The organism is Winogradskyella damuponensis (genome assembly GCF_039538385.1).
Classification (GTDB): domain Bacteria; phylum Bacteroidota; class Bacteroidia; order Flavobacteriales; family Flavobacteriaceae; genus Winogradskyella; species Winogradskyella damuponensis.
This window is the reverse complement of record NZ_BAABCB010000028.1, coordinates 209,030-228,270: the sequence shown is the minus strand read 5'-3', so window position 1 is coordinate 228,270 and position 19,241 is coordinate 209,030. Positions and strand designations below refer to the sequence as shown.

Here is a 19,241-nt window from a genome sequence, read left to right as displayed (position 1 = left end):
TGAGATGCTTTGCTACGGCTCTGAATGACACATTAATTTTGTTTTAAAAGTTGTTTTAATTCCTTCTTTTCAAGTAGAATAACCAGTCCCAAAAATACAATTAACATTGCAATTCCAATAATATAATTCTCGCGATAGTTATAGAAAAACACAAATGAAAACAAGATTGATACCACAAGATATAAACTTATTTTCTTCAAATTATAAGGAATTGGATAGTATTTTTTTCCGAAATAAAACGACAATAGCATCATAAGAGTATATGCTGAAAGAGTTGCTATTGCTGAGCCTTTAAAACCTATAACAGGAATTAAAACATAATTTAAGACCAAAGTAACCACAGCTCCAAATATTGAAATATAGGCTCCAAACTTAGTGCGATCTGTTATTTTATACCAAACAGAAAGGTTGTGATAAATACCTAAACAAAAATTAGCTAACAGAATAAATGGCACAATCCACATGGCTTCATAGTAGGCTTCACTTCGTATAATAAAAGGCTTTAAAACATCTGCAAAAACCACAACACTTAATAAAATCACAGATCCAAAAGCCACAAAATATTCTAAAATTTTAGCATAATTTTTTTGCGGATTATCTGCTTTAGAATGGCTAAAAAAGTAAGGTTCTATACCTAAACGAAAGGCTGTTGCAAATAAAGTCATAAATAAAGCGAGTTTGTAGCAGGCTGAATACATCCCTATTTTTTCGTCTGCAACATCTGGTGGCAACAAATATTCTAATAAAATGCGGTCAAAAGTTTCATTAACGGAATACGCAATTCCTGCAACAAGAACTGGCATAGCATAACGCATCATTTTTTTCCATAAAACGGTATCGAATGTAAACCTGATTTTAGTGTAAAAAGGAATTAACAGCAGTAATGTTAGTCCGCTTGCTATTACGTTAGAAATAAAAATATAACTGATTTCAAAATCGGGTTTATAAATGCTCTCAAAAAGCGAATTCCCTTGAGCCAAATCTTTTAAATACAGTAATAAGAAAACATTGAGTCCTAAGTTAATGGCTACATTAAATATTTTAATAACCGCGTAGCGCATAGGCTTTGCCGTGGCTCTTAGCCAAGCAAATGGTATAATGACCAAAGCATCTAATAACAAAATGACAAAGACTAAATTGAGATACTTAAGCTCTATATTTATAAGATTTGAAATCTGATGTCTAAAGAGAAAAGCAATGCCCAATAATGCAAAAGAACTTATGATTAATGAGATTGCAGATGTACTTGTTACTTTTTCTTGATTTTCTTCTTTGTTGAAAAACCTAAAAAATGCGGTTTCCATTCCGTAAGCCAAAACAACATTAAAAAGCACAAAGTAAGCAAATATAAAGGATACACGACCATATTCTTCAATAGAGAGTACAGATGGGTCTGTGTAAAGTGGTACCAAAATAAAACTCAACATTCTTGGTAATACAGTCGCTAAACCATAAATGAATGTTTGTTTAAAAAGTGATTTAAATCCGCTCAAAAGTATTGTTTACAGTAAACTTCAAAAGTATTAAATTAATACTTGCCATACTTAACTAGTTAAAACAATTAATTATAAAGAACTCTTCTTAACTTTTTCTATTTCGTTAGAAACGGCTACCATTTATTCATATTTCACAAAACAGTACAAGTCAAAATAAATTCAAAGCAAAAAACCCTGTTAATAAACAAGGTTCTTCTAAATTTTTCAATTAAAAATTTTACTCATCATCGTCATCTACTGTAGCAATAGCAGTAGCCGACTCATTTGTGTAAATTGAAGGATGACCGTTTTCATAATAAACGCCAGCGAATTCATTCACCGTTCCTATTTTTAAATACTTAGTTATACCATTTTCAATATAACTAACAACACATTCATTATCCTTTAGTTTAAATGGGTAATCCTTATCTGCTTCAGGCTTCTTAAATGTGTAATTACGAGATTTGTTCTCAAGTACAGCAAAGTACTTATCATCTTTCTTTCTTAATTCTGATGTGAGATTTCTGAAATAAACACGATCTATTTCAATGTTTTCATCCAAGTCGGTAATAGGAATGAATATATTTATTCCTGTTCCTCCAACTTTAATTCCCGCATACCATTCTTGGAAAGCAGCTGGTTTGACTTTAAATGGTAATTGCTCTTCGAAAACGGGTCTAAATTTACCTTCTTGGGCTACGCTCTGAAAAGAAAAGGCGTAAATGAAAGCAAAAACTATGGCTAAAGTTGCCTTTTTTAGTAGTTTCATTGTAGTGTAGGTTAAGATTTGGAAGAGCCAATATAAATAAAAAATTCAATTACCTCCACAAAAAACCTATTTTATCGATGAACTGCACACTGCGCCAAAATTAAAACAAAGCCCTATTCTGTTTCTTCATCATTAGATGCGACTAAAGTTGTTGAGCTATTTTCGTAAATTGAAGGTGGTCCATTTTCATAATATACACCTGCTTTTTCACTAATGTCCGTCACTTTTAGATATTTAATTTCACCATTTTCAACATAACTAATAGCACATTCATTATCAGCTAATGTAAATGGAAAATCATCATCTTTTTCAGCCTTTTTAAAGGTGTAATAAGGCGATTTGTTTTTTAAAACCGCTTCATATCGGCCATAATTCTCTACCAATTTAGCTTTAAGGTTTCTAAAATAAACACTATCTATTTTGATATGATCTTCTTTATTTACGATTGGTACAAAAACATTCATACCAGTACCTCCTACTTTTATACCTGCATACCATTCTTGAAAAGCTATTGTTTTAACTTTAAACGTAGAAGGTATTTGAAACGTTGGTATAGGTTTTATACTTGGACTTTCTTCGGATATGATCATTGCTTCTCGTCTCCTTTGATAAGTTAAAGGAGGACCTTCTTCATAATAAATTTTTTCTCTTTTAACAACATCAGTTACTTTTAGGTATTTCACTTCACCTTTTTCTACATACCTAATAGCACATTCATTATTAGCTAAAGAAAATGGATAGTCATTAGATTTATCTGAATTTTCAAAAGTGTATTCTGGTGAATTATTTTTTATAACTGAAGTATATCTACTATAGTTTCGAACCAGCTGGCCCTTAGAACTTCTAAAATAGATGCTATCTATTAATATGTTATCATCTTTATTTACGATTGGTACATAAAGATTAATTCCTGTACCTCCTTCATCACCACCAGCATGCCACTCTTGATAAGATATTGTTTTAACTTTAAAAGATGTAGTGGCCTCTAATGCAGTATTTACTTTTGATCCTGCACATTGAAAAGTTAAAGAAAAAAGAACAGCTAAAACAATGGTATAAGTTACCTTCTTTAATAGTTTCATTTTATTGTAGGTTAAGATTTGGAATCGCAATATACGATAAAAAACCAATTTTACCCATAAAGTGTACTATTTATTCGATAAACGGTAATTTTTAGTCAGAAACAAAAGATAATTTTAACACTATATGCTCTTAAGGGAAAGGCTTTGGAGATGCACTAGGATAATTTAAGGACTTACGCTCATTTAGATTTGAAATTTTAAAATAACGCACTTTATTAGCTTTTACATAACTAACAACACACTCGTCGTCCTCTAATTTAAATGGCAAATTAGATGTGTTATCATTAGATTTGAATCGTCCAACATATAACAAACTGTTATTCGCATCGGGCTGTAATTTAGCTTTATGACCACGAAAATAAATGCTATCTAACTGTACGGATGATTTTTTTGACTGTAAATAAACGTTAATTCCAGAGCCACCTTCTTGTGTTCCAGCATTCCATTTTTGATAATAAACTGTTTCAAAAGTTAAGGGCCTGTTTTTTTCGAGTTTTGGTATACTTGAACATTGCACTAAAGTAACAACGCAAGCAAGTAATAAACTAAAAACCAATATGTTTCCGAATATTTTCATATTATAAATATAAGATTTTGGAAATATATTTCCATAAAAAAACCTAACTCGTTAAAGTTAGGTTTATATAATTTATAGCTACTAATTACTATTTAATAACACATATATTAATTATTCAAAGCTTCTGCTCCACCAACAATCTCTAAGATTTCGTTAGTAATTGCTGCCTGACGTGCTTTGTTATATGTTAATTTAAGCTGATCTCTTAATTCAGTAGCATTATCTGTTGCCTTATGCATTGCTGTCATACGTGCACCATGTTCTGAGGCAAAAGAATCTCTAATACCTTTGTATAATTGCGTTTTTAAAGACTTAGGAATTAACTCTTCAACAATTTCTAATTTAGATGGCTCAAATACGTAGTCTAAATTAATGTTATCGTCACTTTCTACAGGCACTATAGGTAAGAACTGCTCTGTCATTATAATTTGTGTTGCAGCGTTCTTAAAGTGGTTGTAAACAACTTCAATTTTATCAAACTCACCTGATACAAATTTATCCATCAGCATTTCTGCTATAACAGAAACATTATCAAAGGTTAAATCGTCAAAAATTTCACTTTTATTTCCAATAACTCTATTTTGTTTTGCAAATGCATCATTAGCTTTTTTACCAATAGCTAATACTGAAACATTTTTAGTTGCATAAACATCATTAATCAAAATATTAGTTTGCTTAATAATATTAGAATTAAAAGCACCACATAGCCCTCTGTTAGATGTAACAGCTACAATAAGTACGTTATTTATCTCACGTTGTTCTGCATACTTACTTCCAGAATCTGCATCTAAAGTTGCACTTAAACTCTGAAGCAATTCCGTTAACTTATTAGAATAAGGACGCATCGCTGTAATAGCATCTTGGGCTTTCTTTAACTTAGCAGCAGATACCATTTTCATGGCACTGGTAATCTGCATCGTTGATGACACCGATGATATTCTGTTTCTAATTTCCTTTAAATTCGCCATTCTTTATATGATAAAGACTCTTTGCCTAAGCTCAGAGTGACATTAGTTTAATACTTAAAATTTAGAGTTATGAGTTGGTTGCCCCATAACTCTAAACTTATAACTTTATGATCTGTACTTTCCTGAAAGGTCTTTTGCTACACTTGTTAGCGTATCAATAACCTCATCAGTTAATTTACCTGCTTTTAGTAAATCTAAAGTATCTCTATGCTTTGCATTTAAGAATTCGATATAATCTCTTTCAAACTCTTTTACTTTCTCTACAGGAACATCTTTTAATAAGTTCTTAGAACCTGCATAAATAATTGCTACCTGATCTTCTACTTTAAAAGGATCATTTTGCGCTTGTTTTAAAATCTCAACGTTACGCTTTCCTTTATTAATTACATTTAAAGTCACAGCATCTAAATCTGAACCAAACTTAGCAAACGCTTCTAATTCACGGTACTGAGCTTGATCTAATTTTAATGTACCAGATACTTTTTTCATAGACTTAATCTGTGCATTACCACCCACACGAGATACAGAAATACCTACGTTAATTGCTGGACGAACACCAGAGTTAAATAAATCACCATCTAAGAAAATCTGACCATCTGTAATAGAAATTACGTTGGTTGGGATATAAGCAGAAACGTCACCTGCTTGCGTTTCAATAATTGGTAATGCTGTTAATGAACCACCACCTTTTACCATTGGTTTTAAAACATCTGGAAGGTCATTCATTTCTTTAGCAATCTCATCGTTATTGATAATCTTAGCAGAACGCTCTAATAATCTTGAGTGTAAATAAAATACATCACCAGGATATGCCTCACGTCCTGGAGGACGTCTTAATAATAAAGATACTTCACGGTAAGCAACAGCTTGTTTTGATAAATCATCAAATACAATTAAAGCTGGACGACCAGTATCTCTAAAATATTCACCAATAGATGCTCCTGTCATAGGTGCCCAAACTTGCATTGCAGCAGGATCTGATGCATTTGCAGCTACTATAGTGGTGTATGCTAAAGCTCCTTTTTCTTCTAAAGTTTTAGCAATTAAAGCTACTGTTGAAGCCTTTTGACCTACAGCAACATATATACAATATACAGGCTCACCTGCATCGTAAAATTCTTTTTGATTTAAGATAGCATCAATACAAACGGCAGTTTTACCAGTTTGACGGTCACCAATAACCAACTCACGTTGACCTCTACCTACAGGGATCATAGCATCAATAGCCTTAATACCTGTTTGTAATGGCTCAGTTACTGGCTCTCTGTAAATAACACCTGGTGCTTTACGCTCTAGAGGCATTTCATAAGTATCACCAACAATTGGTCCTTTACCATCAATTGGGTTACCTAAAGTATCTACAACACGTCCAACAATACCTTCACCTACTTTTACAGATGCGATACGTCCTGTACGTTTTACTGTAGAACCTTCTTTAATACCTACTGAAGTACCTAAAAGTACAATACCTACATTATCTTCTTCAAGGTTAAGTACGATACCTTCTGCACCACCTTCAAATTCAACTAATTCACCATATTGTGTATTAGCTAATCCGTAAGCACGTACAATACCATCACCTACAGTTAATACCGTTCCTACTTCGTCTAATGAAGCACCTGCTTCAAAACCTGAAAGTTGTTGTTTTAAGATTGCTGATATTTCAGCTGGTTTTACTTCTGCCATCTCTTTTAGTCTTTAGCTTTTAGCTTTTAGTTTTTTTAGAACTAACCTAAAACTATATTAATTTAATGTAAATTCTCTTTTTAATTTATCGAGCTTATTAGCAATACTAGCATTGTACTGAATATCACCTACTCGTAATATGAAACCACCTATGATGCTTTCATCTATAATACTTTTTACTTCTGCGTCTTTTCCTGTAAGTTCCTTAACCTTAGTTAATACTTTCGTTTTTAACTCTTCTGTTAAAGGAATTGCTGTTGTAACAGATGCTATTTGGCGACCTTTTAATTGATCATATAAATGAACATAACTTGAAGCTACATCATTTAATAAAGGTAATCTCTTATTAGCAATTAAGACATCAATTAAATTAGTGGTTGCTACATTAGCATCTTTAAAGATAGCTAATAAAACCGCTTTTTTATCTGAAGACCTTACAACAGGACTTTGAAGCATCTGATTTAAATCTTCATTCCCAGCGATAGCATTAGTAATTGATTTCATATCACTATTTACTACCTCAGTAGATTTTTGATCTGTAGCTAAGCTTAAAACCGCTTTAGCATATCGTATTGCCGCTCTTGATCCTGACATCTCTTACTAGTTTAAAGTTGCTTCACCTAACATAGACTCTACTAATTCTAGTTGTTTGTCTTTGTTAGATAATTCATTACGCACTACTTTTTCTGCGATATCTAATGATAATCCAGCAACATGACTTTTTAATTCTGCCATAGCTGCTTTCTTTTCACTTACAATTGCTTCTTGCGCTTGTGTTATCATTTTATTGGCTTGCGTTTTCGCCTCTTCTTCTGCGTCAGCAATCATTTTAGTTTTAAGCTCACGTGCTTCTTTAAGCATCGTTTCTCTTTCTAAACGTGCTTCTTGCAATAACCTTTCGTTATCTGCCTGAAGGTTTGCCATCTCACGCTTTGCCTTTTCAGCAGCATCTAAAGCGCTTTGAATTCCTTCTTCTCTCTCGTTTAAAGAACTAAGAATTGGTTTCCACGCAAACTTCACCATAAGGGCTATTAATGCCAACATTAATATTGTTGATACTACAAATAATCCTGGTGAAAAATCGTTTAATAATGTTTCCATACTATTAAATAATTAAATGTTTTGTCTTTTTTTAATTTAAAAACACATCCTGCAACCAACCGTTGCAGGCTTTGTGTTCTTGTACATTTGATTTGGTTCTTATTTTCCTAAGAATAAAGCACCAAATGCTAAACCTTCTAAAAGTGCGGCAACAATAATCATTGCTGTTTGGATCTTACCTGCTGCTTCTGGTTGACGAGCAATACCTTCCATTGCTTTTCCACCGATTTGACCAAGTCCAATACCTGCTCCGATTACGATTAATCCTGCTCCAATTAAATTGTAAGTTACTGGTTCCATAAAAATTGATATATAAAATTAAATTAAAAAAATTCTTCTTAAATGAAATCTCCTCTCACGTCCTCTACGTCAGAAGAAACTTCGTGATCATGTTCATGATCGTGTTCTGCTACAGCCATACCAATAAATAAAGCTGAAAGCATTGTAAAAATATACGCTTGTAAAAACGCTACTAGTAATTCGATTAATAAAAGGAAAAATGACAATACAAACGATAAGCTTGTTGCACCAACTACACCTAAAGACTCTTTAAGTGTAAACATAATTGCAATTAAACTCATTAATACAATATGTCCTGCAGAAATGTTTGCGAACAAACGTACTAGTAATGAGAAAGGCTTAATAATAAATGCACCTACCAATTCAATTACAGCTAATATTGGTTTTACAAAGATTGGTACACCTGGCATCCATAATATGTGCATCCAGTAATCTTTATTACCACTTATAGTATAAATAATTAAAGTAAATATTGCTAAACATGCTGTAACAGCTAACTGACCTGTAACGTTAAAACCTAATGGAGTTAAACCTGCTAAGTTTAAAATCCATATAAAGAAGAATACCGTTAAAAGGTACCCTGTAAATTTACGGTAGTGCTTTTCTCCAATATTTGGCCTTGCAATTTCATCTCTTACGTAAAGCACTAACGGCTCTAAAATTCGACCGAAACCTGTAGGAATTTGTTTTTTCTTGTATTGTTTTGCTAATCTAGAGAACCAGAATAACATTAAAAGTCCTATTAATAAGATTCCAACTACACTTTTAGTAATTGAAAAATCTAAAACCTTTGAAGCATTAGTCGCATGATGATCTGCATCAAACGCAACAGCAGTAGCTCCTTTTTCTAATTCGTAAATTTTAGAGTGAATCTTTGTAAACTTAAGACCATCTTTTTCTACAATAACTTGTCCGTTATCATCATGGTGAAATTCTGAAGACATAAAAGTTACCAATCCTTCAGAAGACCAAAGTATTACAGGTAACGCTACACCAAAATGCTGACGTTCTCCTGCATCATCGGTATACGAAAACAGATTAAAATCGTGAGAGTCTTTAAGGTGGTGAACTATATACTCTTCTACCTCTTGTTTACCAGAAATTTGACCACCATCTCCTCCAGCATTAATCGCTAAAATAGATGTTGGTAAAAACATCAAAACTGCTAATACTAAAAACTTAAAACTTTGTTTAACTATCTTCATTCTAATAAAATAAAAAAAACCTCTTCTCAAATTCCGTGCAAAAGTACGCAATTTATTAAAATAACAATGTCTTTTTTGTATCTAATATTTAAACCCCATTTTTGATATTATTTTAACGATAAAAAACACCTCCAATCCTAGAAATAAGAGTATTGGAATTAGAATGTTTAATTGTTCGCTTGTATTTAAAATTTCAATATTGAAAATGGTATCCTTAAACGCGACATAAAACAGTATGCCTTTTATAAAAAGCGTAGGCAAATAGATAAATCCTAGTTGGGTCTCTAGGCCTTTAATAAGAGAGAAAAATTGAAAATGAACACAGATTAGCAAAGAAGCTACCGCAAAAAACAAGTTAGTATCCCAAAGACTAAATCTAACAGTACTATGTAATTGGTTAAGAATAAATTCTTGCGAAAAATGAACCATTAGAAATAATACCGCAAAGGATATTACATATATTATAAGTGATTTAATCATCTTCTTTAGACACTTTTATAACTTGAGAAATCACCAAATACATTGAAATAAGGATAGAGATAAGTGTTATTGTAGTCTCTAAATAATCTTTATCGTATGTTACATCTAACCATTGTCCTAAATAATTTCCAAGAAAAATAGTGCCTCCCATTTGAAATGCGACAGATGTAAACCGTATAAATTTATTGGGTCCTTTTTTATTTGCTTTGGGCTGCTGCGGCTTGCTGCGGTCGGCTTGGCTCATTAGAAATTGATTTAACAGTACCTTTCATACTACATGTAGCATTAAATGTTGCTCCTGGCTCAACCGCTAATTTGGTAATATGAACTTCGCCTTCTATATGTGCCGTAGATTTTAATGACAAGGTACCTGACAAAATAAGTTTTCCTGAAAATTTACCTTCAAAATCGGCATTTTCACCTTGTAAGGTGCCTTTAATAAAGCCTGATTTACCAACAACGACTTTTCCCGATGTTTTTACATTACCCTCAACGGTTCCGTCAATTCTAAATGGTCCTTGACTTGCAATGTCACCTACAATTTTAGTGCCTTGCGCTATTATGTTTTGCTGAGTACTTGTTTCCATGATTGATTTGTGTTTTGGTTTTTTTCTATCTGAAGAAAACATGTTGATTTGGTTTTAAATTACTGTAACTCTAAATAAGCATTTAAATTTTTATGTCTTTGAATAATTGCATAGTTTGGGGAAGAAATAGCAAAATAAGGTCGTGTTATTTTTGGTTTCACCACGCGACCTCTTTTATCTTTTTCTTCAGATTTAAGCAATTCGGCAAATCCTTTTGCTCCTCCTATACTTTTTAATCCATGAACAACAACAAAGGTAGTGTTTTCATCGTAAACATCCTTTGACGTCTTAAGGTCAAAGTAGTCTATTTTAGCCACTTCCTCATCTAAAATTTTTATAAATGCATCTATATCTTCTCCTGCATTATTTTCGAATTGAAAAATAACATTAAATTTTTCAGCATTATCATCTGATATAAATTCCTTTTTTTCTAAAACTGGAAACGCATTTGTAATAATGTCTTGGGCTTTTTTACCTTCTTCTGTATTAACATAAGTTAAAGCTATATGATTAATACCCGCTTTATAAGCTTCAAAACCATAAAGTCTCCCTTTAGCTGATGCTTTTAAAATTTCAAACTTAGGAACAAAATCATCACCTTCTAGTCGTTTAATTTGGGTTTCGGCTTCTGCAATTACAGCCGCATATTCTTCGTTAGCAAATTGCTTATAGAGGTTGGTATAAATATACTCCGGACTGTTTTCGTCCTTAGACAATTCTGATTGTGGGTTTAATAGAATTTCGGCATAACGAGAATCTGGATATTCATTAATAATTGCCAATTTCATCGTTTCGGCCTTTAGATTTAAACCTAATTCTAAATAAATACGATATAAATTATATTTTGAAGGCAATATTAATCGGTCTTCTGGATTGTTTTCTAAAAGATCTTCAAATCTTGATTTTGCCAATTCAAGCTCTTTAAATTTCTCTTTATATATAATTCCCAATTGGTAATACGCAAAATTGCGTTCTTTAGCAATGCTATCTATTTCTACTTGTTCTGTTGGCAATGATGCTAAATAGGTCTCAGGGTTAAATAGCTTATCTTCAATAGTGGCATCTGTCAAACTATCCCCTTGTATTGTATTTGCAATATTAGCACTCTGACTTGAATGCCTCCAATTATCCTGAAGTTTACGATTTCCCCATAGTTTTAGAAATTCGTTTTTACCGTAAGCAACCGTTGTTGCATTGTAAAAATAAAAACTACTATTATTCTTGTTTCCACTTAGCGTTTTAAGATCTCGAGACAAACCTGGTGGATTACCTAGGTTTTTTGGGTTTCTTTTATCGAAATTATTAGCTGCTACCGTTTGATTTTTCTGCTGCTGTACGGCTTTTTCTTGTAGTTCTTTTTCTTCTAAAGCTTTTAAGCGTTGGTCTTCAGCAAATTTTGTATAAATAGCTAACTGCTCCGCTTTTGAAAGCCCAATTATTCTAAGAATACTATCGTTAGTTTGCGCAATACCTTCATAGTAAATTACATCATCAAGGTTTTCGCGCTTCTTTTTTATAATTCTGTACGGCTTGGTGTTTTTATCCATAGCTGTAAGTGTTGAATCGTAATATGCTCCAGCAGTTTTATAACTGTTTTTGTCAAAATACATATTACCTAAAGTTTCATAGTTTAAGGACCTTAGATATTGATCTGATCTTATTTTTCTTAATGACTTATTATAATATACTTCTGAAAGACTATCTGAAGCCTTAGCACGATGATATTCTGCAATGCGATAATAGATTTTATCTAAAAACGGTCTATTTTCTCTATTTTCTTCAAGCTCTGTAAGGTATTCTTGAAATTCAATATCGTTTCCATTGGCAATATCAAAATTATTTGATTTTTCAATGTGTGCATTAATGTAGAAAGATCTTGGAATTTTACGATGCATATCAATTATAGCATCAAATTCCATGTTTGCACTATCCTTTTTTCCAAACTCATTATAGAGTTGCCCTTTAATATAATGGTATCGTGCTTTTTCTCTTTTTATCTCTGTATTTTCTGCAGCAATAGTAAGTTGCGCAATTGCACTATCCTTAGATTTTGTATTGAGATAAGCCTGAGCCAATGCTGCTGACGCATCTGCCAAATCTTGTCCCTCTATTTCTTCTTCATTAAGTAACCGCTTAAGTTTCTCAATAGCACCTTCGTTGTTATCTAAACGCATGCTTGTTTTTTCGCGCCAGATTTTAACTTGGTTAATTTTATCGCTTGTTGGATATTTATTTAAAATATTGTTGAAAGCTGCCATAGCTGGAACAAAACGTTTATCAAAATATCGCGCTTGCCCTAAAAGCAAATAAGCTTCATCTATCTGAGGATTTTTTTCTTTACCATGAAAATTCATACCATGTACCTGTATGGCTTTAATGGCTTTTTCTTCAGCACGCTCAAAGTCTGCATTTTTGGTTTGCCCTGGTAAAAAAATATCATCCTCATCAACCTTCATACGCTCTACAGGTAAAAGCTCCCAGAAATTCTCTGTAAATTCATTATTTACTCCGTCTTTGCCACGCTCCAAAGCAATATTACCATTATAAAGCACATTGTACTTAGTGCCCAAGGCATGAAATTGCCTGTTAATGAATTTATCTTTTTTGGTCGAACAGCTTTGCGCTAGCATCATTGCACAAAAAAGTAATAGTATGATTTTATAATAGGTTTTCAAACGTTGGTTCTATTTGGTTAATAGATAACTTAAAAACACCCTGTTTAGTGTGTTCTGTGGTAAAAATAAGCATCTTTTTGAATTTTTGATGTTATTTCATGGTTTTTCGAGGTAATACACTATGTAAAAGCACAAAAAAAGCCCGTCATTAATTTAATAATCACGAGCCCTAAATTATATTAAAACGAATTGTTATTCTTCTTCTTGCGAAACAACTGCTCCACCTGCAAAATGCGCTTCCAATTCCTTCAATGTCGCAGGATTGGTTTCTAGATCCTTAATAACGTTTCCTTTTTCTAACACAACAATACGCTCACAAACGTCTGTAACATGTGTTAAATCGTGACTAGAGACTAGAACAGTAACACCTTGTTTTTCGGCTAAATCTTTAATGATTTGCTTTAAACGAATTTGAGTTGTAGGATCTAAATTAGCAAAAGGTTCATCTAAAATAATAACTTCAGGCTGACCAATAAGTGCTGCTACAATACCGGCTTTCTTTTGATTTCCTTTACTTAAATCTCTGAGGTATTTTTTCTTTCCTATGATTTCTCCGTTAAAGAAGTCTTCAAACTTAGCTGTTAAAGCATCAACATCTGCTTTGTTTTGCCCTCGCAATTCTCCTATAAAATAAAAATACTCTTCTGGTGTTAAATAGCCTATTAAAAAACTTTCATCTATAAACGATGACGTAAATGGTTTCCAATCTTCACTTTCATCTACAACAACATTGTTGCTGGTAATGTTTCCAGTGGTAGGCTGAATTAAGTCGAGCAACAAACTGAAGTATGTGGTTTTACCTGCTCCATTATTTCCTACTAAACCAAAACTTTGGCCTTTAGGAATGGTTAATTCTTCAATATTAAGAACAGTTGTTCCGTTATATGTTTTTGAAAGGTCTTTAGTATATATCATGATGTATAATCTTAAGTGTTAATTAATTATCTTGACTAAAAGCGTCAATCATTTTGTATTTTGAATCGAGATATTTTTTAGTAATACCTTTCATTAATTTTTTATGAAAAACTATTCCTAAAACCCCAAGAACAATTAATAAGGCTATTGCGGCACTAAATCCAGCCAGCCAATTTACAAGTCCAAACAGAGCCATTGGCACCAACATTAATGGAATACCTATGAGCCACTGTACAGCACCTGTACCTTGATAATTAAAGGCAGCTTTTTTATCTAAATCTATTTTTTTTCGGTTAAAAGAGCCTCCCCAAAGTATCACATGAGTATTGACACCAATGTTATAAATGGCAGCTGCAAAATGCGCTATTAAGATTTTATAACCAAAATACACGTACGGAATTCCCAAAACAAAAAGCAACACAACACTTATAACCATAAGGATAAACTTTGAACGTAGATACTGCTCGTATTTAATATTCTGGCTCATTAAAAGTTTATAATAACCACTATCCCAAGCCGGAATAAATTGTCCGAAGTTGATAAGGAAAAATCCGGTTGAGAAAATCCCAATAAAAGCAGACATAAAGGTCATTTCTCTATACATAGGTTGTGGATAGAAAAACAAACCGTAAAGCACACCAACCAATAATAGCATGGCCATTGATTTGGTTCGTTTATTTCTCCAAATCAGTTTTAAATCGAGTTTCATGAATGGTGCAATGTCTCCAAAACGCTCTGTCCATGATAAGTCGGAAGCATTAACTTCGGTGACCTTAGCTTTTAATGAGCTGTCTAAATACAGTTTCTTTCTTAAGGTTTTAAAATTGAAACCATAGCACAATGCTAAAATTGCGATTGGAATTAAAATAAGCATTGGATGATGTGCAATGGCCAAGAATCCACTTCCTATTAACGAAGTCATTGGTACAATTTCAAAATAATTTAAACCAAATAAAACACTTACTACAACGATTATAGGTAGAAATGACAATTCTGATTCTGCCGAAAACGCTTCGATTATAAAATTCAAGAAATTAATAATAAGCACTGTTATAATTAACGCAAACAGCCAGGTTATAATTTCAGAAACAGCATAACCATCTCCTATTAGCATTATACTAAAGGGTATGATAGCAAATAATGGTAAAAAATTAAAAAATGACAATGCTGATTTTCCTAACACATAATTAACTACAGTTGACCGCTTAATAGGCAACGTTAATAATGGTTTTACACTCATTACTGGTAATTTTTGCAAAAAGAAACGCATTAATAAATCGCCAATAATCCAGTAAAACAAAAATCCATTGGCTACTACAAATGGGTCCTGCTCAGGATACATTTCTTTAAGGATAAAAAGAAGGCCGAATCCTAAGCCTAAAAACATGGCAACAAAATAAAGTGCAAAAAATACCATTAAGATATTGATAGCTATATTTTTCTGCCAATACGACGAACGAAAATATTGTTTCCATTCGAGATTGAGAAAGTGTTTTATCATAGTGTAATGATGGGTTGGTTTATGTAGTAAGTATGAAAAAACAGAAATTTGTTACAAACTAAATTCTGGGTAGGTTTCATTTAGTAATTTTTCGGCTTTGTTTGGAATCACTTCTAAACTGATATAATTTATTAATGTTAAGACGGTAAAAGCTAAAGAAAAGAGCAGCAAAAACAACGTGTTTATTTCAAACTTATCGGGAATTGTAAACACATTATAGAGTTGCGACATAAAGATTAAAGATGCACCGCCAGCTTGCTTAAAAATTAGCTCTTCTAACATCCATTTTTTATTAGAGATTTCTTTTCGTTTTCTAAATTGCCTGTTTAATTGTGTGCTTTTATAAATACACCACCCTGAAATTATAATATAAAAAATGAGGGAAAAGATGGCGGTAAACTTTGAAGAAAACGTTATATAAAAAAACGCATACAATGCTATCGTTGCAACGATTTGTGGCATCTCAAACCATTTTTTAATTTCATTCCACAAATAACCCCTGTAACGCTTATTCATCGCCTTTTGTTTTTGCTCAATGGCATCCATAAAACCAAAAATTCCAAATTTTTTGAAGGCTTTATTTTTAGCATCTTCAAAACTAAGCTTTGGTTGATTTTGCCATTGGGTTTCTATATCGTTGGCTAAATGATCTACGAGTTCGGTTTGCAAGTCGTAATGCTCTACAAAATGTTGTCTTGTAAACGCGTAGAGGTCTTGTATTTGAGGTTCGGTAAGTTTCATGATGTTAAAAGCTGATAACGTTCTTTGGTGACATTTAATACTTCTTTATAAAGCATAAAACTGACTCTAGTTAAAGGATAAATAAGGACATAAAAGCCTATAATATATCTATAATCTACGATGCCATTATAAGTAAACTCATCTTTATAAAAATTTAGAATAGCACCTTGAAAGCACAAAAAAGAAGAATTAAGCAAACCCACCATATTAGCGTTTAATGAGTGCCTAACCCCTTTTCTAAACACATATTTAAATTTCAGTAATTCTGGAATTGCCAGCGTAATTAATGCCACCAATAATGCTGTTTTTGGTTTGTATTGATAAGAGACAAATATCATCATAACAAATAGAAGATACTCTAACATAAAGCTATAAGACAACAGCGTTTGTTTTAAAAGCACCCAATACCGTTTTCTATTTTTTCTACTGATTTCCTTTTGCTTGTTTTTTGTAAACTTCTTAAACCCGATATTACTTTGGTATAAGCCACTTTCAAATATTTTACCCTTAGGAACTCCAAATTCTATACACTGGTTTCCAAAACCTCTATGAACGTCAAGTAAAGCTTCATTAAAAGAAATACCATCGTTAGTCATTTTATCTTCAACCGCAGAAACAATATGATCTAACAATTCTAAACGCACATCCCAGTATTTTACCTCGTTTTTAATGAGATAATTGTCTACGAATTGTATTTCTTCTTTGGTTAGTTTCATTGTTAATTTACTTTTAAACCTGTTAGGTTTTAAAAACCCGCTAGGTCTCCTTCTATTTAGGTTATGCTAGGGTTTTATATTGCTTTTCGTAACTCTTAAATAATTTTATGCTAACACGAACCAAGACCAACATTAAAGTTAAAACTATACTTACAATTCCGAGAATCCAAAGTACAGTCATTAAATCTTTAGCTTGGTAGCTAAAATTAAAAATAATATTGGGTATTTGATAAAACACCAAAAAAGGCATCGCTAAACGTTCTACGACCGAAAATCGTTTTAGATTTTTCACTTTGTGATAAACAACATAAGTTAACAGAAACCCCGATAATCCAATTAATGGAACATAAGAAATAATTAACCTAAACGTTTCTATATTGAAATTTGAATACAAAAAGTAAAACCCGCCAAAAGACGTTAAAAAAATCAGCAGTGTTAATGGATTTAAAACTTCTTTTAAAAATGCCTTCCAAATTTTTCTATCGGCAGATTTTAAAAACTGTTTATTCTCTTTTAAAAGTTGAGCCTTGTTCTGAACCATGTAACCTTTAAACACATTATAGAAATCGCTAGTCGTACTCGCCCGCATTCTATCTTCAATATCTGAGGCGACATGATCTACCATTTCCATTCTTATGTCTGCAAAAACCACATCAGAATTCTCTAGATACGTGTCTATAAATTGTATTTGTTCTTTGGTTAGTTTCATTGTCATTTTAAATGAAGACCCGCTAGGTTTTTAAAACCTGCTAGGTCAGGTCTAAGCTAGCTTTGGATTCACTAAGGCTTGCATCGTTTTAATATACTCAGCTAATTCTTCCAATTTATTAACGGTTTCTTTAGTTCCGGTTTCGGTGAGTTTATAATATTTACGCAATCGGTTATCTACTTTTGCTACTTCAACATCTAACAAACCTTCAGCTTCTAATTTGTGTAACGCAGGATATAATGCACCTTCTGTGATTTTCAACTCTCCTTTAGTTAATTCCTTTACCTTTTGGGTAATTTCGTAACCATACATTTTATCGTGCTCATTTAATAACTTTAAAATGATAGTGGTTAAACTCCCTTTATATAATTTTGAATTGCTCATCGTAGTACAAATATATACATAATTTTCTTATGTATAAGAAACTTATGCATTGTATTTTATTAAAATTTTAGACCTAGCAGGTTTTAAAAACCTGCTAGGTCTGTAAGAGTTTGTTTATCTTTGCAAAAAATTATTTTTAATGGCACAATTTCATTCACTCACTATAAAATCAGTTGCTAAAGTAACAGACAATTCTGTTGCTATAACCTTTGATATCCCAGAAAATCTTAAAGAAAAGTTCAGCTTTAAAGCCGGACAATACATTACCTTAAAAACCACTATTAATGGCGAAGACATCCGTAGAGATTATTCTATTTGTGCGTCTCAAAATAGCGGAAACGTTACTGTAGCTGTAAAAGCAGTTGAAAACGGAACATTTTCTGTTTATGCCAACAACACCTTAAAAGCAGGCGACGCATTAGAGGTTGCAGAACCAAATGGTCGTTTTATATTTGAAGCTAATGCTGCCAAAACCAGAACTATTGCTGCCTTTGCTGCAGGAAGTGGAATTACTCCAGTGCTTAGTATTGCTAAAACACTTTTAGAAGAAGAACCATTTAGCAATTTTATATTGGTTTATGGTAATAAAACCTTAGCTGACGCGATGTTTGTTGATGAATTATTGCAACTAAAAAAACAATACGATAACCGTTTTCATGCGCATTTTATATACAGTCAGTCTCAAGAAACCGATGCCTTATTTGGACGTATTGAAAAAAGCACGGTAAACCTCATCGTAAAGAATAAGTACAAAGGAGTTACCATTGAAAACTTCTACCTCTGTGGACCAGAACAAATGATACATACGGTAAAAGATGTATTAATTGAAAATGGTGTAAAAGAAAAAGCCATTAAGTTTGAATTGTTTACAGCTCCTGTTGAAGCTAGTTCTGATGCTACTACTGATTTACCATCTGGCGAAACCAAAATTAAAGTTGTGGTAGATGAAGAGGAATTTGAATTTAGCATGCCTCAAAAACAAACCATTCTTGAAGCCGCTTTAAAACAAGACATTGATGCGCCTTATTCTTGTCAAGGTGGCATTTGCAGTAGTTGTATTGCTAAAGTAACTGAAGGTACAGCAGAAATGCGTCAGAATAATATTTTGACGGATAGCGAAGTTGCAGAAGGATTGATATTAACTTGCCAAGCACATCCAACGTCTGCTACTATTGCGGTAGATTATGATGATGTTTAATCTAGATTATTAGATTCGTTAGATTTTTGGATCATTAGATATACAGACCTTTCATGTTTTAATAACACGAAAGGTCTTTTGGTTTTCAAGACGTTCTTAATACGAAATTTTAGAAATGAATTTGACTCGAATTGACGTAAACTTAGTTCTATATCGTTTTATCTCTTCGAGT

21 protein-coding genes are annotated in these 19,241 nt (G+C 32.5%); 1 reads left to right on the top strand and 20 read right to left on the bottom strand.

The genetic code is table 11. The annotated features are described in order from the left end of the window. Positions 1–32: 32 nt before the first annotated feature. The 20 genes from ABD730_RS14510 to ABD730_RS14420 form a co-directional block, all read right to left on the bottom strand. Positions 33–1,493, bottom strand: a complete 1,461-nt coding sequence (locus ABD730_RS14510) for an oligosaccharide flippase family protein (protein ID WP_334468724.1) — start codon at positions 1,491–1,493, stop codon at positions 33–35. Positions 1,494–1,713: 220 nt separating this feature from the next. Next, positions 1,714–2,244, bottom strand: a complete 531-nt coding sequence (locus ABD730_RS14505) for a hypothetical protein (RefSeq protein ID WP_334468722.1) — start codon at positions 2,242–2,244, stop codon at positions 1,714–1,716. 113 nt (positions 2,245–2,357) lie between these two features. Next, positions 2,358–3,326, bottom strand: a complete 969-nt coding sequence (locus ABD730_RS14500) for a hypothetical protein (RefSeq protein ID WP_344715620.1) — start codon at positions 3,324–3,326, stop codon at positions 2,358–2,360. A 130-nt stretch (positions 3,327–3,456) separates the two neighbouring features. Next, positions 3,457–3,903, bottom strand: a complete 447-nt coding sequence (locus ABD730_RS14495) for a hypothetical protein (protein WP_344715618.1) — start codon at positions 3,901–3,903, stop codon at positions 3,457–3,459. A 107-nt stretch (positions 3,904–4,010) separates the two neighbouring features. Beyond that, positions 4,011–4,871, bottom strand: coding sequence for an ATP synthase F1 subunit gamma (gene atpG, locus ABD730_RS14490; RefSeq protein ID WP_344715617.1), 861 nt, complete (start codon positions 4,869–4,871; stop codon positions 4,011–4,013). Positions 4,872–4,976: 105 nt separating this feature from the next. Then, positions 4,977–6,557, bottom strand: coding sequence for a F0F1 ATP synthase subunit alpha (gene atpA / locus ABD730_RS14485; RefSeq protein ID WP_344715615.1), 1,581 nt, complete (start codon positions 6,555–6,557; stop codon positions 4,977–4,979). Between the two features lie 57 nt (positions 6,558–6,614). Then, entirely contained in the window at positions 6,615–7,151 is a 537-nt protein-coding gene (atpH, locus tag ABD730_RS14480; protein WP_344715614.1) for an ATP synthase F1 subunit delta, read from the bottom strand. A gap of 6 nt (positions 7,152–7,157) precedes the next feature. Beyond that, positions 7,158–7,658, bottom strand: a complete 501-nt coding sequence (locus tag ABD730_RS14475; RefSeq protein ID WP_215926475.1) for a F0F1 ATP synthase subunit B — start codon at positions 7,656–7,658, stop codon at positions 7,158–7,160. Positions 7,659–7,757: 99 nt separating this feature from the next. Further along, on the bottom strand, positions 7,758–7,958 hold the full coding sequence (gene atpE, locus ABD730_RS14470; RefSeq protein ID WP_020896353.1) for an ATP synthase F0 subunit C: 201 nt from the start codon (positions 7,956–7,958) through the stop codon (positions 7,758–7,760). Between the two features lie 38 nt (positions 7,959–7,996). After that, positions 7,997–9,163 carry a F0F1 ATP synthase subunit A gene (atpB, locus tag ABD730_RS14465; RefSeq protein WP_334468703.1) on the bottom strand — a complete coding sequence of 389 codons (1,167 nt, stop codon included), beginning with the start codon at positions 9,161–9,163 and terminating at the stop codon, positions 7,997–7,999. Positions 9,164–9,244: 81 nt separating this feature from the next. Beyond that, positions 9,245–9,592, bottom strand: coding sequence for a DUF6168 family protein (locus tag ABD730_RS17480; protein ID WP_418639636.1), 348 nt, complete (start codon positions 9,590–9,592; stop codon positions 9,245–9,247). Positions 9,593–9,635: 43 nt separating this feature from the next. Then, positions 9,636–9,887, bottom strand: a complete 252-nt coding sequence (locus ABD730_RS14460) for an AtpZ/AtpI family protein (protein WP_344715609.1) — start codon at positions 9,885–9,887, stop codon at positions 9,636–9,638. Beyond that, positions 9,841–10,272 carry a bactofilin family protein gene (locus ABD730_RS14455; RefSeq protein WP_215926470.1) on the bottom strand — a complete coding sequence of 144 codons (432 nt, stop codon included), beginning with the start codon at positions 10,270–10,272 and terminating at the stop codon, positions 9,841–9,843. Before ABD730_RS14455 ends, ABD730_RS14460 begins: the two co-directional genes overlap by 47 nt. A gap of 17 nt (positions 10,273–10,289) precedes the next feature. Then, entirely contained in the window at positions 10,290–12,863 is a 2,574-nt protein-coding gene (porW, locus tag ABD730_RS14450) for a type IX secretion system periplasmic lipoprotein PorW/SprE (protein WP_344715607.1), read from the bottom strand. A 234-nt stretch (positions 12,864–13,097) separates the two neighbouring features. Beyond that, the gene (locus ABD730_RS14445; protein WP_344715606.1) at positions 13,098–13,820 is read right to left on the bottom strand and encodes an ABC transporter ATP-binding protein; all 723 of its coding nucleotides are present in this window, start codon (positions 13,818–13,820) and stop codon (positions 13,098–13,100) included. Positions 13,821–13,842: 22 nt separating this feature from the next. Then, positions 13,843–15,321: a DUF5687 family protein gene (locus ABD730_RS14440; protein WP_334468694.1), complete on the bottom strand. Its 1,479-nt coding sequence runs from the start codon at positions 15,319–15,321 to the stop codon at positions 13,843–13,845. Between the two features lie 51 nt (positions 15,322–15,372). After that, complete coding sequence (locus tag ABD730_RS14435; protein ID WP_344715604.1) at positions 15,373–16,062, bottom strand: hypothetical protein; 690 nt, start codon at positions 16,060–16,062, stop codon at positions 15,373–15,375. Beyond that, positions 16,059–16,778 (bottom strand): hypothetical protein, encoded by a 720-nt coding sequence (locus tag ABD730_RS14430; protein WP_344715603.1) that lies wholly within the window; start codon positions 16,776–16,778, stop codon positions 16,059–16,061. Before ABD730_RS14430 ends, ABD730_RS14435 begins: the two co-directional genes overlap by 4 nt. Before the next feature lie 61 nt (positions 16,779–16,839). Continuing rightward, positions 16,840–17,487 (bottom strand): hypothetical protein, encoded by a 648-nt coding sequence (locus tag ABD730_RS14425; protein ID WP_344715602.1) that lies wholly within the window; start codon positions 17,485–17,487, stop codon positions 16,840–16,842. A 51-nt stretch (positions 17,488–17,538) separates the two neighbouring features. Next, positions 17,539–17,871: a PadR family transcriptional regulator gene (locus ABD730_RS14420; RefSeq protein ID WP_092445958.1), complete on the bottom strand. Its 333-nt coding sequence runs from the start codon at positions 17,869–17,871 to the stop codon at positions 17,539–17,541. A gap of 139 nt (positions 17,872–18,010) precedes the next feature. Here ABD730_RS14420 and ABD730_RS14415 point away from each other — a divergent pair, with 139 nt between their 5' ends. Then, positions 18,011–19,069: a 2Fe-2S iron-sulfur cluster-binding protein gene (locus ABD730_RS14415; RefSeq protein ID WP_334468683.1), complete on the top strand. Its 1,059-nt coding sequence runs from the start codon at positions 18,011–18,013 to the stop codon at positions 19,067–19,069. The last annotated feature ends 172 nt before the right edge of the window (positions 19,070–19,241 follow it).